This is a genomic window from Enterovibrio sp. QJM3NY_24, from assembly GCF_057786035.1.
The window spans coordinates 1,805,577-1,832,100 of sequence record NZ_CM173519.1; the positions used below are offsets into that span (position 1 = coordinate 1,805,577).

Here is a 26,524-nt window from a genome sequence, read left to right on the forward strand (position 1 = left end):
CTTCTATACTCATAGCGATTACATAAAAAATATATGGAGTAAACCATGACCGCGCGTGACCCTATTGTGCCGGTGTTGCTTGAGAAAGTTTATCACCTCATTGCTGAAAAACTGGACAAGAAACAACAACCACTCGTAGAAACTTTGGCAAAAAGGATTTTGGGTCCCATTTCTGATGATGATTTGCAGGAAAGGAATGAATCCGACCTCTACGGCGCTGTTATCAGCCTGTGGCATCATTTAAACACCTTTGAGCAAGACAACATTTTCGTTAAGGTCTTCAACCCTACACTGAGTGGCAATGGCTGGCAGTCTACCCACACGATTGTTGAAATCGTCACTCCTGATGCACCTTTCCTCGTTGACTCTGTTCGAATGGCGTTAAACCGCCTTGATATTGCATCGCACCTTATGCTCAACGGTCCGCTGCATGTTGTTAAAGATACCAAAGGTGATGTTGTTGAAATTGGTGGTGAAAAGGGTGTGCGACAAACTGTCTTTCATCTAGAAATCGACCGCATGAGCAGCAAGAAAGAAATGGCAGCACTTGAAAAAGAGCTGACAGAAACGCTGACGGATGTTGCTCTGATCGTGAATGATTGGCAGCCGATGCAAAAACGAATGCATTCGCTGATCGCGGCACTCAAAAAAGACACGCCACCGGTTGATAAAGAACGCCAAGAAGAAGCCATAGAGTTTCTTCAGTGGATTGCATCGCACAATTTCACCTTCATGGGCTACAAGTACTACGAGCTTAATGCCATTGAAGGTGATCACGAGCTTAAGGCATCAAAAGAGGTAGGCCTTGGCCGCCAAGAAGTTGGATTTGACTCGTCCCGGCGTTAAATTGTCAGAAATGCCGGAATCGGCACGAGCAACGGCGCTTCGCAAAGAATTGTTGATCATCAACAAAGGCAGCAGTAAATCTCGCGTTCACCGTCCAGCTTATATGGACTATATCGGAGTGAAGAGCTTCGACAAAAAAGGGAATGTGATAGGCGAGCATCGCTTCCATGGTCTTTATGCATCCGCGGCATACAACCAAGCGACAAACACAATTCCAGTTCTGCGTAACAAAGTGCAGCGGATCCTCGAGATCAGCGGCTATTACAAAGGATCACATTCGTGGAAGGCGCTGGCGAATATCATTGAAAACTTTCCACGCGATGAATTATTCCAAGCCTCTGAAGCTGAGATGCTGGATATCGGCATGGGTATCGTTCAGGTACAAGACCGCGATATGTTGCGGGTCTTTGTTCGTCGCGACCCGTTCGGACGTTTCTTCTCGTGCATGGTGTATGTCGCCCGTGAGCGCTACAACACTGAATTCCGCCGCGTGACACAACGTATATTGAAGAATTATTTCGGCTCAGAACAAGAAGTTGAATTCAATACATTCTTCTCCGAAAGTCCGCTGGCACGAACGCATTACATTGTGCGTGTTGAAAACAACAACTTTGACATTGATGTGAAGAAATTGGAGCAGAACCTGACTGAAGCCGCCTCATCTTGGGACGATCGTTTGCAAGAATCCGTGATCGCGAACTTTGGCGAGAACAGTGGTACACCGATAGCGAAGCGATATCTTCGTGCTTTCCCTCGTTCATATAAAGAAGCCACGCTTCCGGGATCAGCGGTGGCTGATATCGAGCGATTAGAAAACCTAAGCGAAGATAATAAGCTAGATATGCTTTTTTATCGGCCTCAGGAAGAGCCCGCCACGTCTCGCTCAGTCCGTCTCAAGTTGTTTCAGAAAGATGAGGCGATCCACCTTTCCGACGTAATGCCTATGCTCGAAAACTTGGGTTTACGCGTGATTGGTGAGTCACCTTACAAGGTACAGACGACGACGGGTGATGTGTTTTGGATCCTCGATTTCTCCATGCTTCACAGTGCCGGCAACGGGTTTGATCTGTCTGAAGCACGTGAACGTTTCCAAGAGGCTTTTGGTGCGATTTGGCATGGTAAGCTAGAAAGTGATGGCTTCAACCGTTTGGTGCTAAATGCGGGTCTTACTGGGCGTGAAGTGACTATTTTACGTTCTTATGCACGATATATGCGTCAAGTCGCGTTCCCGTTCAGTCAAGCTTATATCGAAGAGACATTAACTTCGCATGCAGATTTGGCGCAATGCTTGGTGACGTTATTTGATAAGCGTTTTGGTGGCTCAAAGAATAGTCAGAAAGACCAAACACGTATCATCAGTCAAATTGAAGGCGAGCTTGAAAAAGTAGAGAGCCTTGATGATGACCGTATTATTCGTCGATACATGGAAATGATCCTCGCAACGTTGCGCACGAACTATTTCCAAAAAGACAAAGAGACGGGTGAATTTAAAGACTATCTGTCATTGAAACTTCAACCTTCTCAAATTCCGGAAATACCCAAACCCGTTCCTTTCTTTGAAATTTTCGTCTATTCGCCAGACGTTGAAGGTGTGCACCTTCGCGGTGGAAAAGTCGCACGTGGTGGCCTTCGTTGGTCAGACAGACAAGAAGATTTCCGTACCGAAGTCCTTGGATTGGTTAAAGCGCAACAGGTTAAGAATACGGTTATTGTTCCTGTGGGGGCGAAAGGCGGATTCGTTTGTAAGAAGCAGCACTCGCTAAGCGGCCGCGACGAAATTTTTGCGGAAGGTCAGCGTTGCTATCGTATCTTCATTCGCGGTTTGCTCGATATCACGGATAACATCATTGAAGGCGAATTAACGCCACCAGTGAATGTGGTTCGTCATGATGAGGACGACCCGTATTTGGTTGTTGCTGCGGATAAAGGCACAGCGACTTTCTCAGATTTGGCCAATTCAGTATCAGAAGAATATAACTTCTGGCTAGGCGATGCATTTGCATCGGGTGGCTCAAACGGTTATGACCACAAAGCCATGGGTATTACGGCCAAAGGTGGTTGGGAATCGGTGAAGCGTCACTTCCGCGAAATTGGTATTGATTGCCAGGAAACGGATTTCACCTGTGTAGCTATTGGCGATATGGCGGGTGACGTATTCGGTAATGGCATGTTGCTATCGAAGCACATTCGATTAGTGGCTGCGTTTAACCACATGCATATCTTTATCGACCCGACCCCAGATTCAGCGAAAACATGGGTAGAGCGAGATCGTTTGTTCAAACTTCCTCGTTCAAGCTGGGAAGATTACAACACCAAGCTTATCTCTAAAGGCGGCGGTATATTCTCGCGTAAAGCGAAGTCTATTGAATTGACCCCTGAGATTCAGAAAATGCTCGGTGTACGTAAACAGAGCATGGCACCAAATGAGTTGATCAAACAGATCTTAAAATCCAACGTGGATCTTCTCTGGAATGGCGGTATCGGTACGTATGTGAAAGCCGAGTCTGAGACGCATACAGATGTTGGCGATCGCGCTAACGACGGTCTTCGTCTAAACGGTAGCGAGCTTGGCGCCAAGATTATTGGTGAGGGTGGTAACCTAGGTATGACCCAGCTTGGTCGCATCGAATTCGCTATGAATGGTGGTCTGGTCAATACGGACTTCATTGATAACGTCGGTGGCGTGGATTGTTCAGACAATGAAGTGAACATCAAGATCTTACTCAATGGCTTGGTAGCGGCTGGGGATCTCACCTACAAGCAGCGTAACGAGTTGCTTGAGCGCATGGAAGATGAAGTCGGTGACATTGTTCTGGATGATGCTTACTGTCAAAGCGAGTCTATTTCTGTCACCAATAATCAGAAAGCCGCTCTGTTGAAAGAACAAATTCGCTTTATCCATTATTTGGAAAAAGAGGGCAAACTGGATCGTCAGCTAGAATATTTGCCAGACGATGAAACCCTTGCAGAGCGTCAACTGCACGGTAAAGGGCTGACAAGGCCCGAAATTGCCGTGCTGGTGGCATACGGCAAGATGGTACTCAAAGAGCAGTTAGTGGTAGAGCAAATTACCCAAGATCCGCACTTTGGAAAACTTCTGCCACAATATTTTCCACAAGAGTTACAGCGTAACTATCGCGACGCAATGGAAACACACCCATTGCGTGCTGAAATCATTGCGACTTCCTTGGCAAATCAAATGTCCAACGTCATGGGCTTCAACTTTGTCACGCGAATGCAAGATGAAACCGGGGCGAGCGTTGGAGACATTGCGTCGGCCTACGCCATTGTGAATGAAGTGTTTGATTTTGATAAAACCTTCGAAGACATTCGCGCTTTAGATAACGTAATTCCTGCACAAATTCAGTACGCAGTCATGTTTCGCTGTCGTCGTATGCTTCGTCGTGCATCTCGTTGGATTCTTCGTAATCCGATGAAAGCGAAAGGCATTGAGGAGCAAGTCGCGTTCTACAAACCTGCAGTGAAGAATCTGGCTGATAATCTTGAAACCTATTTGGTTCCGGCTGAAATAGAGGAGCATGAAGAACAGGCGAGTGAGTTCATTGTTCTAGGTGTACCAAAAGAGATTGCAAATAAAGTCGCGCGTTTAAGTAGTTTGTTCGCAGGCCTCGACCTGGCACAGGTGTCAGAGCAGATGAACAAGCCTTACGATGTGGTCGCACGTTTGTACTTTGTACTGGGTGACACACTTTCTCTGCACTGGTTCCTCAAGCAAATTACCAACCAACCCGTGGAAAACCATTGGCAAGCGTTGGCACGTGCTTCTTTCCGTGAAGATCTGGATTGGCAGCAACGCTTATTGACGGCACATATCCTTGAAGGCATGAATAAAGGAGAGTCAGCGGAGTTGGGTTTAGAGTCCTGGATGGTTGAACATGCAGTGAGTCTCGGGCGCTGGGAAAGCATTGTGGCCGAGTTTAAAGTGGGCACAGTGCATGAATTTGCTAAATTCTCCGTTGCATTGCGGGAACTTACACTTTTAAATTTGAATTAAGCTAACAAAGTGTTGATAATACAGCCCCGTTTATTCGGGGCTTTTTTTTGGAGGTTACATGATGTACCGCCTCGCCAGATCGGCAATCTTTCAGTTAGACCCAGAGCATGCACATGATCTGGCAATCAAGAATCTTTCTCGCTTCACTGGCACTCCTCTTGATGTATTTTATCGTCAAAATCTTCCTCCTCGTCCCGTTCAAGTCATGGGATTGCATTTCAAAAACCCAGTAGGCCTTGCAGCTGGCTTGGATAAAAACGGCGAATGCATTGATGCATTTGGTGCAATGGGTTTCGGCTCTATTGAAGTAGGGACGGTCACACCGCGCCCACAAGATGGTAACGACAAACCACGTCTGTTCCGTGTTATTCCTGCGGAAGGTATTATCAACCGCATGGGTTTCAACAACCACGGTGTGGATGCGCTGGTGGAGAATGTTAAGAAGGCCAAGTATGAAGGCGTGATTGGCATCAACATCGGAAAGAACAAAGACACACCATTGGAAAATGGCAAAGATGATTACCTGATCTGCATGGACAAAGTTTATGACCATGCAGGGTATATAGCGGTTAACATTTCTTCGCCAAATACACCTGGATTACGATCACTGCAATACGGTGACGCACTGGACGATTTGCTTTCTGCATTGAAAGTGCGCCAGAACGAACTTGCGAAAAGTCGCGGTAAATATGTTCCAGTTGCTTTGAAGATTGCACCTGATATGACCGAAGATGAATTGGTGCAAGTGGCCGATGCGCTAGTGCGTTATAACATCGATGGTGTTATTGCAACTAACACAACCTTGGATCGTTCTTTGGTCGAAGGTATGCCTCATGCACATGAGGCGGGTGGGTTGAGCGGTCGTCCAGTTCAAAACAAAAGCACGGAAGTGATTCGCCGTCTTCATCAGGAGCTTAATGGCAAACTACCGATTATCGGTGTAGGTGGCGTTGACTCAGTGATGGCGGCAAAAGAGAAAATGATGGCAGGCGCTGAGCTCGTTCAAGTTTACTCTGGCTTTATTTACCACGGTCCGCGTTTGGTTAAAGATATCGTACGAAATATTTAACCAAAAAAATTAAGAATGTGCAGTAAAGGGGGAGGATGACTTCCCCTTTTTTTTTATCTCAAGCCGATTACACTTCCCCAAAGCACAATTTATTCAGTGGTCACGGACCGATTCTCTGCAAGCGCAGGAGCGAGCACGATGTTGAAACCTAATAACGCATGGAAGTGGTACTTCGATAAAGAAGCACAAGCATTGATGCTGGATTTAGGTGAAGACATGGTTTTCCAAGTGGCCATAGAATGCAAACAGCTCATCCCCGATGCGTTTGCTGAAACCCCATTTTCAGTTGATGACGCATCACTTTTCCAAGCGTATTTTGATGCAGTAGATGCGCTTTCTCTATCAGGCCCTCGCAAGGCCGAACTCGTTTTGAACGCAGTGGCAGCAAATCGCTTCCATAAACCGCTACTACCAAAAAGCTGGTTTTTCCAGGAACAAGAAGGTTACTCAGCCGCAGAAGCTGGCTCTCTTGTGACATTGAAAACTGAGCACGGCAGTGAATCCTTTTTAGTGATTGAAAACGCAGGCATCGCTTCATTGTGTATGCATGCAGGCGAGTCACCATTGGCGCTGACCGATACAAAACAAATGCGGTTCTGTGAAGCTATAAAAGTAATGAATGATCGGTTATCAATATACCAACAACAATACGATAACGGCAGTGGTCATTATGCGTTAGTAGGCTGATAGAACCGTTCTATCAGCCTCTTTTCTTTCCATTCTTAAAACCTCAATCATCCATCAAGCATTCTAACTTCTACCTGTAACAGGCTAAATGGCCACTTAACACGTAAAATCCCCGATATAAAGACTGATCCCATATCCTTTTGAGCTTGTATCTCGCGCTGGCGCCTCTATGGCGTATCGACCAGGGGTGAGTTAGCCTTGCTCGCATTGATTCAATACAAGCCATACAGAAATACTCTGTCTGAATACCCTTATCTCAGGCTTTGATTCACCTGCTTTCATCTATCAATGAAAAAGAAGGGCTGTCTCATTTATATGCAATTGTGAGAAAGTCCCTTCAAATCAACGAGAATCCTCCCACCAATAAAAGTGATCTATCTCACGCAATTTGCATCAATACAATGTTTATCCGCTTTCAATTATCGCTATAAATTGGCGAAAACAGGTTTATTTTAGAAACGATAATAACTAAATTTCCCCATTTATCGAAAGAGAAGCCATTGATTTATCACGGTGGTATATACCAGATTTGGCTTGAATGGTAACTTTCTTGTTAGGAATGAATGGGGCGTTAAGACTATTTTTCATTCTACATATTCATTGATGTTGTGGATAAGTGTGCGCTTACTATTTGTACATATATAGATTAACAATCTGGCTTGAAGCTGGGTTGTAATCCCCATCCAGCACGATAAAGCATATTGTGATTATGGTTTCTTGTGGGAAACAGTTTTCTTCGTTGTGGATAACGCGAAAGTGAGGGGAAGATGAGGCGTTGAGTGTAATAAAAGCCGTCTTTTGAAATAGCGCTTTTAGATGGCGCTTTGAGATAAGTAATAGGTATAGCTTGGCGCTACAAGACCTTGCTCTTTGGCTAAATTGAATGGAAAAGAAATGGCTGCCAATAGAGCGCTACGTCACGAAATCAGGTATAATCGCGCGCAAAATCCCTCAGAATACATTTCCATGAATCAATATTTAGCTATTACCTCTCGCGGTCTCGAAAACCTGCTTGCAGAAGAACTCGAACAACTCGGCGCAAGCAGCGTTAAAGCGGTTAATGCCGGCGTACGTTTCCTTGCCGATGAGAAAACCCTTTACAAGTGCTGTTTATGGAGCCGCACAGCATCACGATTTATTCTTGTACTCAGCGAATTTGCCGTACGTGATGACATGGACCTGTATCTGGGTGCAACTGCCATTAACTGGCCAGAATACTTCAGCGAGAAAAAGCGAATTGCTGTTGATTTCAACGGTACTAACCGTGAAATTCGCAACAGTCAGTACGGTGCGCTGAAAGTTAAAGATGCCATCGTAGACCGCTTTATTAAGGCGGATCGTGAGCGTCCAAGCATTGACCGTGAGCAACCTGACCTTCGTATTCACATGCGCTTGTCTCGTGAAGATGGCCTGCTGGGTATCGATATGGTAGGTAGTGGCTTGCACCAGCGTGGTTACCGTACCGAAGCAGGTATGGCTCCTTTGCGTGAAACCAATGCCGCGGCATTGGTGATGAAAAGCGGTTGGACATCAGAGCAACCCTTGCTTGACCCTATGTGTGGTTCAGGCACGTTATTGATTGAAGCAGCAATGATGGCAGCACAAGTTGCGCCAGGATTGAAACGTAAACGTTGGGGCTTTGAATCACTGAAATCTTTCAACCGCGAAGAGTGGATGGAAGTGCATGCGGAAGTTACCGTTAAGTCCAAGAAAGGCCCTGCAAGGTGCGAAACGCGCTTCTTTGGTTTTGATAACGACCGTCGTGTGCTTGAAACGGCAAAAGCGAATGCGAACCGCGCAGGTGTTGGTAGCCTTATTCAGTTTGAAGAAGCAGACGCAACTACGCTGCAAAACCCAGAAGGGTTTGGCACGGGTCACATCATTTGTAACCCGCCATATGGCGAGCGTCTTGGTACTACTCCGGGTCTTATTGCGCTTTACACCCAGCTGGGTGTGCAGCTTAAAACGCAATTCAAAGGTTCCGTCGCACACATCTACTCAGGTTCTAACGAACTCCTGAGCTGCATTCGCATGCGTGCTGAGAGCACCTATAACCTGCGTAACGGTGCACTTGATTGTGAAATGAAGACGTACCAGATCACTGCCCGTGGTGAGGTGACAACGTCACCAGATGGCCAAGTGCAAGTGCAAATGCCGGATGTTGCCCCAGAGTTTTCTAACCGTTTACGCAAGAACCTCAAGAAACTAGAGAAGTGGGCGAAACAGCAGGGCGTAGAATGTTATCGCTTGTACGACGCTGATTTACCCGATTACAACGTGGCGATTGACCGTTATAACGACAATATCGTTATTCAAGAATACGCGCCGCCTAAAACAATCCCGGAAGAGACTGCCCGTCGTCGTTTGATGGACACTGTGCGTGCGACTATTGCCGTGACTGGTGTTAACGCAAACAACGTCATCTTGAAAACCCGAGAGAAGCAAAAAGGCACTAACCAGTATCAGAAGCTGGGAGAAGCCAAGCGTTTTATGAAGGTTCACGAATACAACGTGACGTTGGAAGTTAATCTTCAAGACTACCTTGATACAGGTTTGTTCCTAGACCACCGTAACACCCGCAAAATGTTGGGTGAAAAAGCGAAAGGTAAAGACTTCCTCAATTTGTTTGCTTACACCGGTACAGCAACGGTTCATGCCGCTGTGGGTGGCGCGAAGTCAACAACCACCGTAGATATGTCTAAAACCTATCTCGCGTGGGCTGAGCGCAACATGGAATTGAATCGTAAAGCGGGGAGTCAGCATCAATACATCCATGCGGACTGCCTAAAGTGGCTCGAGTCCGATCAAGGACAGTACGATCTGATTTTTATCGATCCGCCAACGTTTTCTAACTCGAAGCGCATGGAAGACAATTTTGATGTGCAACGCGACCACATCAAATTGATGGCTGATCTGAAACGTCTACTTCGAACTGACGGCGAGATTGTGTTCTCTAACAACAAACGTAACTTCAAGATGGATCTCGAAGCGCTCGGCGAACTGGGTTTGTCAGCACAAAACATTACTCATCGTTCAATTCCATTGGATTTTGAACGTAACAAGCAGATTCATAACTGTTGGATTATTACCCACAAGGAAGGTTAATGGCCTTAATCCTCTACAGCACGGAAGGGTGTCACCTTTGTGAAGAGGCAATGGCTTTGTATCAAGCAGCGGATAACTCCGCTGCTTTGAACGTCATAGACATTGCGTTTAACGACACACTGTTTTCTCGTTACGGTGTCACTATTCCTGTTATCTCACATCAAACTCAAGACGGCTCAGTGATCGACGAACTGAGCTGGCCTTTCGATTCTTTCGCATTAACAACATGGTTAGTTAAACATGGCATTGATTAACATCACAAACGCCCAGCTTGCATATGGCGACAATCCATTACTCGATCACGCAGAATTTGCTTTGCAACCTAATGAGCGCGTTTGTCTTGTCGGCCGTAATGGCGCAGGTAAATCGACATTAATGAAAGTGATTCACGGCACAGTGCAACTTGATGACGGCAGCATTAACCGTCAGCAAGACTTAAAAGTCTCTCGTTTAGAGCAAGATCCTCCACGTGATGCTGAAGGCACAGTGGTTGATTATGTGTCTGAAGGCCTAGCAGAAGCGGGGGCATTGTTAAAGCAATACCATGAATTGCTAACACTGATTGAAACTGACTCAAGTGAAAAGACCATAAATCGATTGGCGAGAGTTCAAGATCAACTCGACCACTCGGGCGCTTGGCATTTTGAAAATCAACTGACCATGGTACTTGATGCGCTGAAATTGGACGGTTCTAAGAAACTGTCTGAATTGTCCGGCGGTTGGCAGCGTAAAGCCGCTTTAGCGCGTGCACTGGTTTGTGAGCCAGATGTTCTGCTTCTGGATGAGCCAACAAACCACTTAGACGTTGCGACGATCTTGTGGTTGGAGAATTTTCTAAAAGATTTCAAAGGCGCGATCATCTTTATCTCGCACGACCGCGCATTTATTCGTTCTATGGCAACACGCATCGTTGATCTAGACCGTGGTCAGTTGAGCTCATGGCCGGGTGATTACGAAAAATACCTAGATGGCAAAGAAGAAGCGCTTCGGGTCGAGGCGGATCAAAATGCTGAATTCGATAAGAAGCTAGCCCAAGAAGAGACCTGGATTCGACAGGGAATTAAAGCCCGTCGTACGCGTAATGAAGGTCGAGTGCGCGCACTGAAACAACTTCGTCGTGAGCGTTCAGAACGTGTAGAAGTGTTGGGGAATGCCAACATTTTGGTTGATGAAGCGGTTAAGTCAGGAAAGATTGTTTTCGAAGCGAAAGACATTAGCTTTAAGTTTGATGGAAAGAACTTAATCGAAGACTTTAGCTTTAATGTGATGCGCGGTGATCGTATTGCATTGATAGGGCCAAACGGCTGTGGCAAAAGTACACTGCTCAAGCTGATGTTGGGAAATCTGACATCAGACACGGGTAATTTTCATGTCGGCACTAAGCTCGAAGTGGCTTATTTTGACCAATACCGAGAGAAGCTCGATCCAGAGAAAACCGTGGTCGATAACCTTGCGGAAGGCAAGATGGAAGTCGAAGTGGGTGGGCGTAAGCGCCATGTGCTTGGCTACCTGCAAGATTTCTTGTTCCACCCACGTCGTGCACGAACGCCAGTAAAAGCCTTATCTGGTGGTGAGAAGAACCGCCTTCTGCTCGCGCGTATCTTCCTTAAGCCTTGTAATTTATTGGTTCTCGATGAACCAACCAACGATTTGGATATCGAAACGTTGGAACTTTTGGAAGAATTGCTTGCCAACTATCAGGGTACTTTGCTGTTAGTGAGCCACGATCGTCAGTTTGTCGATAACACAGTGACTCATAGCTGGGTGTTTGAAGGTGAGGGTGTTATTCACAAATTCGTCGGTGGTTATCACGATGCGATGCAGCAGCGTGACAATTATCGTCAGACGATTGGTGCAGATAAACCTCAAGAGAAACAAAAGAAACAGGAAGCTTCACAAGAAGAAGCGCCTATAAAACAAGCTGAAAACAATAAGCCAGGCAAAAAACTGTCTTATAAGTTGCAAAGAGAGCTAGAAGCGCTTCCACAGCTTCTTGAAAACTTAGAGAATGAAATCTCGCAGTTACAGGAATCGGTGAACGATCCTGCGTTCTTCCAGAAAAGCACCGAAGAAACTCAGCCAATTTTGCAGCGTTTGAGCGATGTTGAAGTTGAATTGGAAACGGCGTTTGAGCGATGGGAAGAACTCGAAGAGATGCAGAAGGAATAGTAATGCAGTTCAACAAATTTAAACTTTCAGCTGTCGCGCTTGCGATGGCTGGTTTTCCAATCGCAGCCAATGCGGCATTGTATTCTGTCGACCGTGTGGATAACGCATCCACAAGCCAGTCAGCGGCTGCTACTGCTATTTCGCCTAATGGCGGTAAAGTTGCGGTTGAGGTGTTAAGTGGTCCTGTGGGACTTAACTACTCTCAAGAGCTGCCTTACATGGTAGACGTAGAGCATTTCATTAATAGCTATAATGACTTGGATAGTTACTGTTTTAACTACCTTGGCTACAACACCTGCGATACGTGGGCGAATGAGCAATGGTATGGCATTAAAGCATCTGGTGAAGTGTGTGATAGTGAAGACTATGATGCCAATATTTGTACTGGCGGCTTGAACAAAGAAATTGATGCTTGGCATGCAGGTTATACCAGCAATAGTGTCGCTACTTTAGATGGCTCTCAGGTTAATCCGTTTGGTTCAGGTGTTTCCGGTACAACGCTAACAAACCCAAATGCTGATTCTACCAATGTTGTCGTTAATGCGGTGACTGATTCTGGGGAGGCGATGGGGGCTTCCAGCAGTCCTTATTTCGACGAAGGTAGCTATAACGCTCGTGCATTTGTTCGTCGAGGCTTTTCGGGAAGCACAGAACTTCTTCCTCCATCAAGCGCAACAGGTGTTATTCCACAAATCGGTCAAACCAATGCCAATGGCTCAATAGATGCTAACGGCACGACGATTGTGTTTGGTTCGGCCTCAACGAATAACATGGCAGAACCAAACAATAGCAACAAGGCTCCAGAGGATTCTGGTCTATCCGATTTAAATAGCTGCTCAAGCTCTGTTGACTATAGCAACCGTGCTTGTCAGTACTATCAGTTTGCTAATCAGGCATCTGTTTGGTTGCTCGGCGCGACTGATGCCAATAATGCACGAGTTATTGCTGGCTTCCCGAATGGTGCAACTGGCAATACAGACGATACCGCTCAGGCAAGTGTTCGTGCTGCCGCGCTTGTAGGGGCGGACACTGCGCCGACAATGGTTGGCTTTAGCACTTATGATGATAGTGACTTTTATGCTCGTGCCGTGAAGTTTACGCCAACCGCCGATTTTGATGCGTGTTTTGCGACACTAAAACTAGATTCATCCGCTAGCACTTGCTGGGGTATGTCGCTTATTCCTGGCATAGAAATCCGCCAAGATGGCGATATTATCTATAGTTACACCGAAGCCAACGACATTAATGCAAACAATGTCGTTGTAGGTGTGGCTAAGAACTACAGGCTGAACAACGGTGCATACGCGGAAAATGTGTTTGTTAATGAAGGCACATCAACGACACTTTTAACCACTGCTCAAAGTTCATTGTTCTTTAATGGCTACAACGCGACTGCGGCGGCGATTAACGACAATAATGAGTTGGTAGGCAAAGTAGACACTGAATCCTCCCGTGATCGCGCTCGACGCCAGCGTGGCTATGTATACCTGCATGGCTCTGCGCCAAATTTGGCCGATTTCGACAATACGCGCGGTTGGTTGTTGGATGATCTGACCAATGGTGCAACGGGAGCGAATGCTTACCGTATCGCTGAAGCTTATGATATTGCAGTAAATGGTGATATTGCAGCGTCTGCTTTCTATTGTGCTGGTGGCTATAGTTCAACAGCCCATGACGCAAAATGTGATGGCGAAGAAGCGCTGGTGGCCGTGAAACTGACACGTGAAAGCGGTGATATTACACCTCGTCCTTACGAAACAAATACGATCACTCGCAGCGGTGGTGGTTTTGGTGTGCTAAGCCTTGCTCTTCTTGGTCTAGGTGGACTGTTGAGACGTAGAAAGTAATGTTCATTTTTGGCTCGTCCTCACAAATATTTGTCGGATGAGCCAGTCGATGCTTGATTATTTATTAACCTTGAATGAATCTTAAATGGTGCGGTTCATTAACAGTGACCCTGTTAAGCCGCATCGCAAAGATACATTTGTCGAAGGATAAGAGGGCGGAAATATGAAAAGACAGAAGCGAGATCGTTTAGAGCGAGCACAAGCTAAAGGCTATCAAGCCGGCGTAAGCGGTCGATCCTCTGAAACATGTCCTTATCAAGCCACGGACGCACGCAGCCAATGGCTAGGCGGTTGGCGTGATGGTCGAGATACTAAAGCGACGTCAATGAAATAATCTCTTTCTTGCAATCCATCCAAATAAGCCCCGAATTCGGGGCTTTTTCTTACTCGTTTAATGCACTATAACTATATTGGGTTTAAATTATTGTTCAATACAGGATTGGAGATGTCGATATCTCTACTTAAGTCTGTGGGTGGAATCCGTGTGAATGAAGCTGATTCGGACCAGAACGGACAAACGCGAGAAGAGAGGGAATCTGCAGCACTAAACAAAAAAAAACCGCCACAGGGGCGGTTTAATGAAAGACTGGCGCATGTTTAGAATGAAGAGGTATCTTGAAATAAACCTACTTTCAAATCTTTCGCAGCGTAGATTTCTTTGCCATCTACCAGTACACGGCCATCAGCAACGCCCATTACCAATTTACGGTTAATGACACGCTTCATCTGAATTTCATACGTCACTTTTTTCGCAGTAGGGAGGATTTGACCAGTGAATTTCACTTCGCCTACACCCAGAGCTCGGCCTTTACCTTCGCCGCCCATCCAGCCAAGGAAGAAACCAACCAGCTGCCACATTGCATCCAAGCCCAAACAACCAGGCATTACTGGGTCACCAGGGAAGTGGCAATCAAAAAACCAAAGGTCAGGTGTGATGTCGAGTTCAGCAACAATAAAACCTTTACCGAAATCACCACCTTCATCAGTGATGTTTGCAATTCGGTCCATCATCAGCATGTTTGGAGCTGGCAACTGAGGACGGCCAGGGCCAAAAAGCTCGCCCTGACTTGAGGCAATTAGGTCGTCGCGATCATATGAGTGACGTTTCATTAGTATTGTACTGCTCCTGCAAAAAGATGTCATTATTCTAGCGTACACGTGTACGCTAGACAACTCTGATCAGTGTCGGCTGAACATGTTTTTAAGCTTATTTATTAGTGATGTGTGACGATGCTCACCATGGTGGAAGAGTTCGATTCGCAGCGCGATTTTATCGAGCAGTGTTTCGGTTTCTTCATCGTCCTCTTCGCCACTAAATGGCACACCGGTGATCAATGGGAATGCTTCTTCAACATTTTCAACGGCCCAGATGTGGAACTTACCATCACGAATGGCTTCGGTGACGTCCTTACTAAGGCAGAGTGCGTTGAGGTTTGTCATTGGCAAAATGACACCTTGAGAGCCGGATAAGCCGCGATGCTCACAGATGTGATAGAAGCCTTCAATTTTCTCATTGATACCGCCAACTGCTTGTACACGACCGAATTGGTCTACAGCGCCCGTGATGGCAATGCTCTGGTTGATCGGCTGTTGAGATAGAGCACTCACAAAGGCGCATAGTTCAGCCAACGATGCGCTGTCACCGTCCACTTCACAGTAAGACTGCTCGAATACGATAGAGGCGGAGTAAGGCAATGGCTCGTCCAAATCCAGTGCAGCACTCACGAAAGCTTGCATGATCATCATGCCTTTCGCGTGGATATTGCCACCCAGTTCTGCTTTGCGTTCTACGTCAGCAATGTCACCGTCACCGAAATGCACGACACAAGAGATACGTGCCGGTTCGCCATACGCCATTGGATGTCCAGGCATCTCAACCACGGTCAGGCCGTTTACCTGCCCAATATGTTCGCCTTCAGTATCAATAAATACTTGGCCTTTGTGAATGTCATCAACGGCACGAAGTGGCAGATAAGACTCACGGAAGTATTTGGCTGAAATCGCCGCATCTAAGTCTTCATCAGTGATGACGTCTGTCACTGATTGATAATCAGCTTCACGCAAAATAGTTTGAACCCACAACGGGCAAAGGGGCATGCGCTCTTGGTCTTCAGCGTGACGCGCACCAGCCTGCATAAAGCGTTTGATTGCACCGGTGGTCAGAGGTTTTACGCCGAATTGCTGCTGGAAGCCTTTAACCACAGCAAGGTAGGTATCAATGTTTTCTTCTGAAAGGTGTATGTCTTGCTCGTATTCACAATAGCTCGCAATACCGTGTAGCTCTGGTTCGCCACTTGCGAAGTCTGCCATTAATCCACGATCACCAATAACGATGACACTGACAGAGATGGTTTCAGGATCTGGCAATTCGCAATAGGTATCTCGCTTGGCGCTTTTCCAATGCAACGTATTTGTCGCAATGACGTTTTTCAGTCGATTCCAAATATTGGCCTGACTGATAATGCCGGTTAGCGAAATAATCAGCACGCCACCATTCGCTTTATGGAGTAAACCTTCCATTTTTTGTGACGTTGTCACGCTGTCGTTGTTAGGATAAACTGCACCAAATAACTGAGTTTCATCAAAGTTTTCAGCAATAACAACAGGCATGTCCGGTTTGGGAAGGTGGTCAACCACCATCTTCTCCGTTAGCGTAAAGTAGTCATGAACATCGGCCGCGGTGACCAGCAAAAGGCGAGGGAAGTGCGACTCATGGACAAGCCGTTGAATGCTGTTTTTCAGTCGAGGTTGCAGAGCACTGGGCGCAACGGCGTCTATCGAAGCGTAATTTTCAATGTGCTGCTCTACGTGAGAGAACTGGGGAACAACGGACTGCCAGGTAACTTCTTGCATACGTCTGGGTTTCTGCCTTTGGAGATTTAGATATATCCATTATAAAGGAATAAGACCCTGCAAAGTAGCGAAGATAACCGCTTGTCATGATTCGAGAAAATAATTAAAAATAAAGGCTCACTTTGTGAGCGAAGCGACGAAAATATCAATAAGATATAACAGGTAAAATTTGATTAAAAAGTAATCTACTGTTACGCTGTAACTGTAATTTCACATCACTTTAGCTCTCACAATAAAAAATTAATAATATGAAATATCAACAACTTGAAAATCTCGAAGCCGGATGGAAATGGAGTTATCTGGTTAAGAAGCACAAAGAGGGCTTCAATGTATCCCGCTATGTCGATACCAGCGAGATAGATGTATCGATTAAATCTCTTCTGGCACTTGAACACGAACCCACTCGAGTGATCGAATGGATTGGTGAGCATATGTCACCGGCGCTCGATATTAAGCTCAAGCAAGCCATTCGCGCTAAGCGGAAACGTCACTTTAATGCAGAACAAGAGCACACGCGCAAGAAGTCTATTGACCTCGATTTTCGTGTGTGGGAAAAACTGTCTGTGAAAGCGCAAGAACTCGATGCCACATTGTCAGATACGATAGAGTATTTGATTGGTGAAGCTAATCGTTCGCAAAACGCCAACAAGAAAGTTGATGCGTTGAAGAAAGATTTGAATAGTTTGTTAGATTTGTAAGGTGAATTCATGGAGTACTTTCTGGCGGGGAGTTTTATCGCGCTGTTTGTGTTTATCGCCATTGATCGTCCCATTCTTCTCATCAAATTCAAAGACGGTGAGATCATAAAGACACGAGGTAAAATCCCTCACGGACTCTTGCACGACTGCGCAGAGATTGCCAAGCGCAATCCGATTACCGGAACAGTGAAAGTTTATCGTAATCGATTTAAACCCGTTAAATTGGTCATATCGAAAAGTATCGATAACAAAGCGCAGCAACGAATTCGCAACGTCTTCCCTTATAAGTCTTTCAAATAATGCATGCCGTTACACCTCAAGCCTTTCGTTTAACGCGAGGGGCTGACCTCAAACTGTCAATTCTCGACGCCATTAAATATCATAATATTCCAGCAGGGTGTGTAGCCTCCGTTGTGGGGTGTTTATCGCGACTTGTGATCAGAACTGCAGACGGAAAATCCACTATCGACATTCATGAAGATGTTGAAATTATCTCAGTGTCAGGCACGCTTACGCCCGATCATGTGCACCTTCATATTGCTGTCGCAAACAAGCAGGGCGAAATGGTAGGCGGGCATTTAATGGAAGGCAGTATCGTCAGCCACACTGCCGAAGTATGTTTGTTCTCGTTTCCGAATATGTCTTTTACACGTGAGTTTGACGGCGGGACTGGGTACACCGAGTTAGTCGTAGGCAAACAGTAGACGATATAATAAAGGGAAAGCAGAACAATGATTTATTAATGACATTGTGAATAGTTATGTGCCATGGTTAGAAAATCTTCGGGTAAAAGACAAGGTGGCATGCATAGAACGCTAGATTTAGTGACTAAACGTCGTTGAGGTAGTATCAAATATTGCATACTTTCAAGGTGTTAATGCCTACTCGGGTTTGTTTGTTCACTTAGCAATATAGCCAGTAATTCGTTATTAGTAGAACACTTAGCGCACTATAACTTAGAGTGTTGGCTTGCCATAATCTTGCCACATTTGTTCTTTATTCATCCTTAATTGCCGCCCGAAAGTGACAGATTGTTTTGATGTAATAAGCCCATCAAAAACGATACAGGACGTGGCAATGTTAACCCTGACATTCATTCGAACTCACTTTCAAGGGCCAACCTCTGATTGGCTGCTCACCGCACTACTCATCTTTCTCATGCCTGCACTGGCTTTCGCTGCAGAAGAAGAAGGAGGCTTATACATTCAGTCAGCAAATAGTGAATCGACGTTGTGGACAGAAGCACCCCAGTTTTCAACCGATGCCAGCATGGTGATTAATGGGCTGATCAATCGTGTGACCGTTAGGCAGGTATTTTCTAATCCAACCGAGGATTGGGTCAACGCGCGGTATCTATTCCCGTTGCCACAAAATGCCGCCGTTGATCGGTTAAGAATTCGCGTCGGTGAGCGTGTTATCGAAGGCGAAATTCAAGAAAAGCAGAAAGCCCGAGAGATCTTCAATCAAGCGGCAGCCACCGGCAAGAAAGCATCATTGATTGAACAACACCGTTCAAATCTGTTTTCAACGCAGATGGCAAACATTGCACCGAACGAGACCATTATCGTTGAGATTGAATATCAAGAAACGCTTCACTACGAAGATGGAGAATTCAGCCTTCGCTTTCCAACCACGTTTACGCAGCGCTATATACCTGGGTTGCCACTGTCTTCAGTATCGGAAAATCCTGCACCTAATCTTGACGAGACGCGACGAGAGCAAGCCAGTGAAACCATTAAGCCGGCTTCATCAGCATTGGCAGAACTTCAAAACGGCTGGGCAGTTGCAACGGCTCAAGTGACCGATGCCAACGAAATAACCTCTGAATACAGAGATCCATTAATCGATGACGCTATCGCATTTAATCTCGATATTGACCTCAACATGGGGTTGCCTGTCGGGTTAATCGAAAGCCAAACAGGAAACATCAACGTTGTTGAAGTTACGGCCGGTCGCTATTCGGTCACTCTCAGTGAAATGGCGATTGCAGATCGAGATTTCGAACTGTCATGGCGTCCGTTAGCAGGGGCAGAACCAGTGGCTGCGATGTTTGTTCAACACGGCGACAATGAGAACTATGGCCTGCTAATGGCGATGCCGCCGCAATCAAAAACGTCTAACCCGATCCCCCAAAACATCACCTTAGTACTGGATACTTCGGGTTCTATGTATGGTGATGCGATGGACCAAGCCAAAGAATCGGTGATCTATGCCCTGAGCCGCTTAGACGCTGACGACTATTTCAATCTGATTGTATTTAACGACAAAGCTAAACGTTTGTCAGCCGATGCGCTACCCGCGACAAGTGACAACATCCAAAACGTGATTAGCGGCGTGCGACGTTTGCAAGCGGATGGCGGCACGGAAATGGTTGATGCCATCACGTTGGCTTACGATTCTGCGTCACTAGAAGGCTTCCTCAATCAAGTCGTGTTTATTACCGACGGGGCGATTGGCAACGAAGACGAACTCTATCGACTGATCGACCAAGGGCGAGGAGACCGACGCTTATTCACGGTCGGCATTGGCTCTGCCCCTAACAGTGCGTTTATGCAGCGCGCGGCTGTCAGTGGCAAAGGGACGTTTACGCACGTCAGCAGTTTGAGTGAGGTTAACGCCGTGATGAAGCCACTGTTTGATAAGCTATCAAGCCCCATCATGAAAGATATCAACGTGAAATGGCAAAACGGAAAGCCCCTTGATGCTTGGCCTTCGCCGATTTCCGATCTTTACCAAAGCCAACCGCTAACCTTGGCGTTTGTTATCCCCGACGATGCCGAGAAACTTACGTTAACGGGTCAACTGAATGATGAGAAATGGACGTATGAGATCAGTCTTGCTGACATCAACGCCGGAAAGGCCAATGGCATTGACGTGCTTTGGGCGCGTAACCAAATAGAAAGCATCTCGCTCAATCAATCTCTGACAGATGAAGTGAAAAAATCACGCATCACGCAACTGGGATTAGATCATCACATCGTCACCCAACACACTAGCCTTGTTGCCGTTGATAAAACCCCAATTCGACCAATGAGCGAGACGGCGAAACCTCATCAAATCGCTCCGCATCAGCCTAAAAATTCTCAGCCATTGCTACAAAGTGGATTGGGAAGCACGGGTCTATTGCTACTCGGTTTGTGCATGATATTACTTAGTGTTATTGCATGGCCAATGATGGGAAATAGAAAGCTTCACATTTTCAGCGAGGAAGGGCGAGCATCATGAACCCACAAATATTGAAGAAGGGTATTCGCCGCTTTTTGCCACAAACACCTACTCAGTGTTTACTGATAGCTGCGATTTTATGTGGAGTGACGCTGATGGCCAATGGACTCTATATCAAAGCCAAAGCGCAGTTTGCGCAATTGCTTATCAGCCATGCGTGGGAGCAACAAAAACTCACTGGCAATAACCACAAGCCTTGGCCATGGGCTGATACATATCCTATAGCGAGGTTGTCATTACAAGATCAAACGTTCAGTTGGGTGCTTTCTGGTGCGAATGCGCGAAACCTCGCGTTTGGACCGACGTTACAGACACACACTGCTGCACCAGGTAGAAAAGGGAACGTGGTGGTATTCGGCCATAACGACACCCATTTCTCGGGGCTGTCCTCGATAGTTCTAGGGGACGAACTCAACCTAGAAACGCGCGCTGGCACTAAGGTTTACTATCAAGTGACGGATGTGGCTATCGTGCATGAATCGGAAACAGAGTGGGCAGACAATACGCCAGATGATCGCATCACACTGATCACATGTTATCCGTTTGATTCATTAACATTTAACGGGCCAATGCGGTATATTGTCGTCGCCAAGCCGATTCAGCCTGAAATCGACTTAGATGATTTCTCCCCAACGGAATTTTATACCCGTCATCACACTAATAAGTTGTGGCTTTAAAAACAACACGTCTAATGCACTATAACTTAGATGTTAAAGGTAAATAATCCAACTTAAGATGCTGAAACCATGACAGATTATCAAATGACTTAATTTTGATAATTCTGGTAATTTAAGCCTATTAAACATGCGGTTAGCGAGAGTACTAGGTGTGAGGCATCTCTAGAAACGGATGACTCACTAATGAAACATCATGTATATGGATCGCATTTTTCAGGTCCATATCGCAGTATTTCTTTCAAAAGGGCGGCTATAGGCAAATCATATATTCAACAATAAACATAATAAAAGAGTCTATTCTATGCGCCCAAATCTTATTGTTCTCGACGGTCCATCAGGGGCTGGAAAAACAACGCTCTCAAAAGCACTGCAACAAACATTGCTGCCTGATAATTGGTTGTACTTCTCAATCGATACTTTGCTTTATGCCATGCCGCCGTCTGTATTGGCGCGCTGCAATCAGGAGAATGATTGGCCATCTGTCGATATCAACGCTTTAATGACAGGCGCTTTTGCTTGTGTTGATGCTTTACTGAAAACAGGCAACAAGGTCATTTTCGATGCCGTGATCTCCACACCAACACGCGCGCTGCAAATGGATTTGGCCTTTGATCAGCACGAACGTTTTTACGTTGGTGTGAATTGCGAACTGGCCGAACTCGAACGCCGCACTCGTCAGCGTGAAGATCGCACATTGGAAGAAGTGAGGCACGGTTTTGCCACATCAGCATTTCATCTTCAATACGATCTTGAAATCGACAGTACTTCGACGTCTGTGAAAGAACTAGCAACCATTGTTGCTGCCACTATGTATGAGCAAAAACACGATGTGTAATCGATGGCTTTCATTTTATCGCCTTGGTTTTGAATCTGGGCATTCCAACAGAGCGTCTCTTTTTATAACCAACATAATTTGTTAATGAGAAATACCTGGTTGGAAAACGATGACTTTTATTTATCTCGCAGACAGACCTGAATTTCTGCTGCTTGTCGCCAAGTGGTACTTCAATGAATGGGGCGTAATATCAAACGCGTCACTAGAAGATTTCACGAACAAGCTCAGTGACTACCTCAACACCGATAAAATCCCACTACTTGTTCTCGTCATGGACGGAGAAATTGCTGTCGGTGCAGCGCATTTGCGCTTCCATGAAATGAGTATCTATCCAGACAAAGAGCATTGGATAGGGGGCGTATATGTTGATCAAGCTTATCGCGGAAAACACATCGCATCTGCACTCGTCACTAAGATAGAAGAAATCGCATTAACGCATGGCGTTCAACATCTGCACCTACAAACCGAGCAACTCGACGGCGGCCTATACGCGAAATTAGGTTGGCAGGAGATCGAACAAGTTGAAAGTCGAGGAGTGAATGTGTCGGTTCGGGTTAAGTCGTTAACTTTACGGGATAAACAAGAGTGTTACCGTGTCACTTTTTAGGGGTGATTTTACCTCAATGAATCTAGAGAATCGATGAACCACACATAGCCGGCTTTTATTGTCAATTTATCATGCGTCGGTATCCACGGTGCAGCTTTCATTCGTTGGCCGCTGCGGAGCGCTTCAATTGGTGCAGGCGGTTCTCACGAGCTTGCGTTCCGTAAATTCATTCGTGCTTTGAAGGTTACGATATGGGTGGCGCCATATCGTAACCTTCAAAGCACTTAACGAAAATCTATTTTATTTGATAAACAGCCAATGCTGTTAGCAATGGTTCAGAGAATAGTGAGTTCCAAGCGCGAGCCAGTGAACCCAGTTCATGAAAACTATCAATCGGTGAACACCAAAGAACATGACAACAAAGTTAGAACCAAAATCGCGATCAGCAAAAACGAAAAAGAAACAGCAACAAAACAACACCAACAAAGATGATACAGGCAAGGTTTAAGGTCGCTGAAAGAATGAGCAATAGACCAGATCCAGGCCAAACCGTACTATGTTATCAATCACATCTCACTACGCATTATGTATATTATGTTAAATAAGATATGCAGTAGCGTGAAATCTGCTTCCCTCATGCCATCAAGTTCCTCTCTTTACTCATTAGATTCAGTCTATTGAACGTAATTGTCTATTTACCATAAAGTATATAATTACTAGCGTATTAAGAAGTTCATCTGGAAACTGGTTCCAACTGACTTCTTCATCACCTAATAATTATAAGTAGCAAGCAGCTGCCAGCTTAACTTTAGCGTATTTACCAATACCGACAACGAGCCGATGATTTCCAAACACCATCGGCTCGTTGTTTTGAAAAGCACGCGGATGCTTGATAGTGAAACACGTTCGACCAACCGTATTTCTCGACGCTTTCTATACTCATATCACACCGTTCATCAGCACAGAATTCGATATGTTTCCCTATGAGCGAGCCAGAGGCTTACTTTTTTCTTTGGGTATGAGTCTGCCGATTTTGTATGGCGCTCTCGCTCAAGATTATGTGCGAGCTGCCTTTATGACATTGGGCGCGCTTTTGGCGTTGTTACTCGACCCACGCAGCCAAGCACTCAAACAAATGGCAGCTATCGTAATCGGCGTGCTCGCCGTCATTGTCTCTGCCGCTTTAGGTTTGACTTTGGTTGGCCATTCTCAACTTGCCATCGCTGCTCTGATGATCTTTGGCTTCCTTGCCGGTCAACCCAAACCCGAGCATGCCTATTGGGGATTACTCGGTAAGTATCTCGCCACGGCATTGCTGCTTGCGCAATTAGGTTTTCCCGCTTCGGCATCCATTGGCATCGCGTATTTTGCCGGCGCCTTGCTAGCCTTAATGCTGATTCTCTTGCAAGGATGGATGTACAAAACAGATGAGATTGCGCATTCGCCCAACAACGAATTTTTCCAAATCATTAAGGGAGACACCAATGGACCTTTATATGGACTCACTTTACCCCTAACGATACTGACCGCTACCATTAGCGCGGATTGGATGCATGTGACCCAGCCTGGTTGGGTTGGCTTGACCATATTATTTGTCATGCACATTGATGATCGACTTTCATGGCACCATCTTTGGGATCGTATTCTAGGCACCCTTTTGGGAATTTTGATTGCCTATATTGCGGTTCGTTATATTGACCAAATTGGCTTGGCCATCGTTGTTGCCTTGTTTGCTTTTTGGATCCCGTACAGTCTGCGTAAAAGCTATTTACTTTTCAGCCTCGTCATCACGGTGACTGTGATGGTGGCAATAAACTTCGCCTTGTTACCTAAGGGTGATTTACAACTGATGAGTTGGCGCTTCCTCGATACTTTAATCGGTTGCTTTTGGGTGGCTATCGCGCTCATCATGACTCATGGGCTCCATGCGCGAAAAGCAAAACTCGACTAGTCGATCTGAAGTTTTAAGCGTAGGTCTCCCCGACCGTTAAGCCAATCTCGCCATTGGCGATAGCAATCCGGATCAATTGCAGCGATGACACTTCGTGGCGCCAAGCTTTTTTCAAAAACAGCTTTGCCGTCAAAACTTGATGAACACCCACCTGCTTCTCGTAGTATCAATTCGCCCGCGGCGTAATCCCAAAGCATCTGACTGCCATGAAGATAAACCTGACACCGACTGGCCGCTATCCAACACCAATCAAGTGCGCTTGCACCGAAACTTCGTTGAGAACGATACGGCGGATCTATTGCGAGTATCGATGCCAAATTATTCGGTAGGCGTTTAAAATCTATCAATGCTGAGGCATGATTTAGTGAATTGTTGAACATGACTCTTGGTCGTAATATTTGTCCATTGAGATGTGCGCCACTTCCTTGGAAAGCAAAAAACGATTCATCTCGATTTGGGTCATGCACCAGACTCAACACCACCTTGCTTTCAACCACCAACGCCAAAGATGTACAAAAGTACGGGATGCCGGCGGCAAAATTTCCCGTTCCATCAATGGGATCTAACACCCAAGCTGCGCTGTCTAAGTACGTTATTACTGATGCATGCTGTTGCGAAGTTTGCTCCTCACCTAATACAGGAATGTGAGGCCAGTAACTCGTTAACGTCTCGGTCAAACGCTGCTGCATTTGTTTATCAGCAAGCGTTACCAGTGAGTCATCTTCTTTGTGTGAAACCTCTTGTTGATAGGCGTTCAAAGCAAACTTAGGTAACATTATGTCTTGGGCAGCTTGGCTGACAATATCTCTCAGTACCTGCCAAGCTGTGCCAATTGGCATGTTAAGTAGCTGCTCTACGTGGTCATGTGTCAGTACTTCGTTTCTCTGACTCTCTGTTCGGCAGTCCATAACACCTCCGGTGCGATATCAGCGCCATAAAGATCGGAATCAATTAGCCTCTTGTCGAAATGGTGACTCAGACTCTATTTCTTCATCCATTTCAATGTGATAGCGGTCAATGCGACCTACTTCTTCCTTTGCACCGAGCATAACGGGAATACGTTGATGAAGCTTATCCGGGCAAACTCCCATCACTCTTTCACGACCCGTTGTTGAAGCACCGCCCGCTTGTTCAATGATAAAACTCATCGGGTTGGCTTCGTACAATAAGCGCAACCTTCCCTCTTTTACGTTCTCTCTATTGTCTCTCGGGTACATGAAAATGCCGCCGCGCATCAGAATTCTGTGAACTTCTGCCACCATGGATGCTACCCATCGCGTATTGAAATCTCGTTCTCGTGGACCATCTGCTCCAGCAACAACTTCATCGATGTAGCGTTTAACGGCTGGTTCCCAGTGACGCTGATTGGACATATTGATTGCGAATTCACTGGTCGATTCTGGGATTTTCAGTTTTGGGTGCGTCAAGATGAACTCGCCAATATCTTGGTCAAGTGTGAACCCGTTAACCCCCTGACCTGTCGTGAGCACCAAATTCGTTGCGGGACCATAAAGCACATATCCCGCGCAGACTTGCCGAACGCCAGGTTGTAGAAAGTGCTCTTCACGTGGCGCAGAAATGTTTTCTGGGCAACGTAAAATCGAAAAAATAGTACCTATCGATACATTAACCTCGGTGTTTGAAGAACCATCCAGCGGATCAAAAACCAACAAGTATTTTCCCGTGGGGTATTTCGAGGGGATGGGATAGACCTCTTCCATTTCTTCCGAGGCCATTCCTGCGAGATGACCCGACCATTCCAGTGCGCGTAACATGATGTCGTTAGAGATAATATCGAGTTTCTTCTGTGTCTCACCTTGAACGTTTTCAGTTTCGGCGCTGCCAAGGACGTTAATCAGTTGGCCGCGATTTACGTCATCTGAAATTTCTTTGCACGCGGTGACAATGGCACTGAGTAACAAAGTAAACTCCCCAGTCGATTCTGGAATTCGGCGCTGCTCTTCGATAATAAAGCGTGTAAACGTGATGCCCTTTCTCAT

General features: G+C 46.0%; 19 protein-coding genes and 1 pseudogene. 16 read left to right on the forward strand and 4 right to left on the reverse strand.

Annotated features, from left to right (window positions below; genetic code table 11):
• Positions 1 to 45: 45 nt before the first annotated feature.
• The 8 genes and pseudogenes from AC3CIC_RS07935 to rmf all read left to right on the forward strand — a co-directional run bounded on the left by AC3CIC_RS07935 (position 46) and on the right by rmf (position 14,072).
• A pseudogene (locus AC3CIC_RS07935) lies at positions 46 to 4,861 on the forward strand (NAD-glutamate dehydrogenase).
• 58 nt (positions 4,862 to 4,919) lie between these two features.
• Positions 4,920 to 5,930, forward strand: coding sequence for a quinone-dependent dihydroorotate dehydrogenase (gene pyrD, locus AC3CIC_RS07940; protein WP_016962166.1), 1,011 nt, complete (start codon positions 4,920 to 4,922; stop codon positions 5,928 to 5,930).
• A gap of 138 nt (positions 5,931 to 6,068) precedes the next feature.
• Entirely contained in the window at positions 6,069 to 6,617 is a 549-nt protein-coding gene (locus AC3CIC_RS07945) for a cell division protein ZapC (protein ID WP_016962165.1), read from the forward strand.
• Between the two features lie 966 nt (positions 6,618 to 7,583).
• Positions 7,584 to 9,722, forward strand: coding sequence for a bifunctional 23S rRNA (guanine(2069)-N(7))-methyltransferase RlmK/23S rRNA (guanine(2445)-N(2))-methyltransferase RlmL (rlmKL, locus tag AC3CIC_RS07950; protein WP_488514253.1), 2,139 nt, complete (start codon positions 7,584 to 7,586; stop codon positions 9,720 to 9,722).
• Positions 9,722 to 9,976 carry a glutaredoxin family protein gene (locus AC3CIC_RS07955; RefSeq protein WP_016962163.1) on the forward strand — a complete coding sequence of 85 codons (255 nt, stop codon included), beginning with the start codon at positions 9,722 to 9,724 and terminating at the stop codon, positions 9,974 to 9,976. The genes rlmKL and AC3CIC_RS07955 overlap by 1 nt, the downstream gene beginning before the upstream one ends.
• Positions 9,963 to 11,891 (forward strand): ATP-binding cassette ATPase Uup, encoded by a 1,929-nt coding sequence (uup, locus tag AC3CIC_RS07960; protein ID WP_016962162.1) that lies wholly within the window; start codon positions 9,963 to 9,965, stop codon positions 11,889 to 11,891. The genes AC3CIC_RS07955 and uup overlap by 14 nt, the downstream gene beginning before the upstream one ends.
• Before the next feature lie 2 nt (positions 11,892 to 11,893).
• Positions 11,894 to 13,738, forward strand: coding sequence for a DUF3466 family protein (locus AC3CIC_RS07965; protein WP_488514254.1), 1,845 nt, complete (start codon positions 11,894 to 11,896; stop codon positions 13,736 to 13,738).
• Between the two features lie 163 nt (positions 13,739 to 13,901).
• Positions 13,902 to 14,072, forward strand: a complete 171-nt coding sequence (gene rmf / locus AC3CIC_RS07970; protein ID WP_016962160.1) for a ribosome modulation factor — start codon at positions 13,902 to 13,904, stop codon at positions 14,070 to 14,072.
• Positions 14,073 to 14,335: 263 nt separating this feature from the next.
• On the opposite strand, the gene fabA is transcribed toward rmf, so the two are convergent.
• Together fabA and AC3CIC_RS07980 are read right to left on the reverse strand one after the other, a co-directional pair.
• Complete coding sequence (gene fabA / locus AC3CIC_RS07975) at positions 14,336 to 14,854, reverse strand: bifunctional 3-hydroxydecanoyl-ACP dehydratase/trans-2-decenoyl-ACP isomerase (RefSeq protein WP_026023782.1); 519 nt, start codon at positions 14,852 to 14,854, stop codon at positions 14,336 to 14,338.
• Positions 14,855 to 14,917: 63 nt separating this feature from the next.
• Positions 14,918 to 16,591, reverse strand: a complete 1,674-nt coding sequence (locus AC3CIC_RS07980; RefSeq protein WP_488514255.1) for an AAA family ATPase — start codon at positions 16,589 to 16,591, stop codon at positions 14,918 to 14,920.
• 248 nt (positions 16,592 to 16,839) lie between these two features.
• On the opposite strand from AC3CIC_RS07980, the gene matP reads away from it, so the two are divergent.
• From matP to AC3CIC_RS08020, 8 genes are all read left to right on the forward strand, one after another.
• Entirely contained in the window at positions 16,840 to 17,289 is a 450-nt protein-coding gene (matP, locus tag AC3CIC_RS07985) for a macrodomain Ter protein MatP (protein WP_016962157.1), read from the forward strand.
• Positions 17,290 to 17,298: 9 nt separating this feature from the next.
• Complete coding sequence (locus AC3CIC_RS07990) at positions 17,299 to 17,589, forward strand: DUF3634 family protein (protein WP_016962156.1); 291 nt, start codon at positions 17,299 to 17,301, stop codon at positions 17,587 to 17,589.
• On the forward strand, positions 17,589 to 17,993 hold the full coding sequence (locus AC3CIC_RS07995; RefSeq protein ID WP_017002769.1) for a PPC domain-containing DNA-binding protein: 405 nt from the start codon (positions 17,589 to 17,591) through the stop codon (positions 17,991 to 17,993). Before AC3CIC_RS07990 ends, AC3CIC_RS07995 begins: the two co-directional genes overlap by 1 nt.
• A gap of 373 nt (positions 17,994 to 18,366) precedes the next feature.
• A complete protein-coding gene (locus AC3CIC_RS08000; protein WP_488514256.1) occupies positions 18,367 to 20,514 on the forward strand; it encodes a marine proteobacterial sortase target protein in 2,148 nt (715 codons plus the stop codon).
• Positions 20,511 to 21,191: a class GN sortase gene (locus AC3CIC_RS08005; RefSeq protein ID WP_488514257.1), complete on the forward strand. Its 681-nt coding sequence runs from the start codon at positions 20,511 to 20,513 to the stop codon at positions 21,189 to 21,191. Before AC3CIC_RS08000 ends, AC3CIC_RS08005 begins: the two co-directional genes overlap by 4 nt.
• A 301-nt stretch (positions 21,192 to 21,492) precedes the next feature.
• Positions 21,493 to 22,026, forward strand: coding sequence for a phosphotransferase-like protein (locus AC3CIC_RS08010; RefSeq protein ID WP_488514258.1), 534 nt, complete (start codon positions 21,493 to 21,495; stop codon positions 22,024 to 22,026).
• 109 nt (positions 22,027 to 22,135) lie between these two features.
• On the forward strand, positions 22,136 to 22,633 hold the full coding sequence (locus AC3CIC_RS08015; RefSeq protein WP_488514259.1) for a GNAT family N-acetyltransferase: 498 nt from the start codon (positions 22,136 to 22,138) through the stop codon (positions 22,631 to 22,633).
• Between the two features lie 835 nt (positions 22,634 to 23,468).
• Positions 23,469 to 24,524: an FUSC family protein gene (locus AC3CIC_RS08020; protein ID WP_488514260.1), complete on the forward strand. Its 1,056-nt coding sequence runs from the start codon at positions 23,469 to 23,471 to the stop codon at positions 24,522 to 24,524.
• On the opposite strand, the gene AC3CIC_RS08025 is transcribed toward AC3CIC_RS08020, so the two are convergent.
• The gene (locus AC3CIC_RS08025) at positions 24,521 to 25,432 is read right to left on the reverse strand and encodes an inositol monophosphatase family protein (protein ID WP_488514261.1); all 912 of its coding nucleotides are present in this window, start codon (positions 25,430 to 25,432) and stop codon (positions 24,521 to 24,523) included. The two genes, AC3CIC_RS08020 and AC3CIC_RS08025, sit on opposite strands and share 4 nt — an antisense overlap.
• A gap of 39 nt (positions 25,433 to 25,471) precedes the next feature.
• Positions 25,472 to 26,524: a class 1 fructose-bisphosphatase gene (locus tag AC3CIC_RS08030; RefSeq protein WP_488514262.1), complete on the reverse strand. Its 1,053-nt coding sequence runs from the start codon at positions 26,522 to 26,524 to the stop codon at positions 25,472 to 25,474.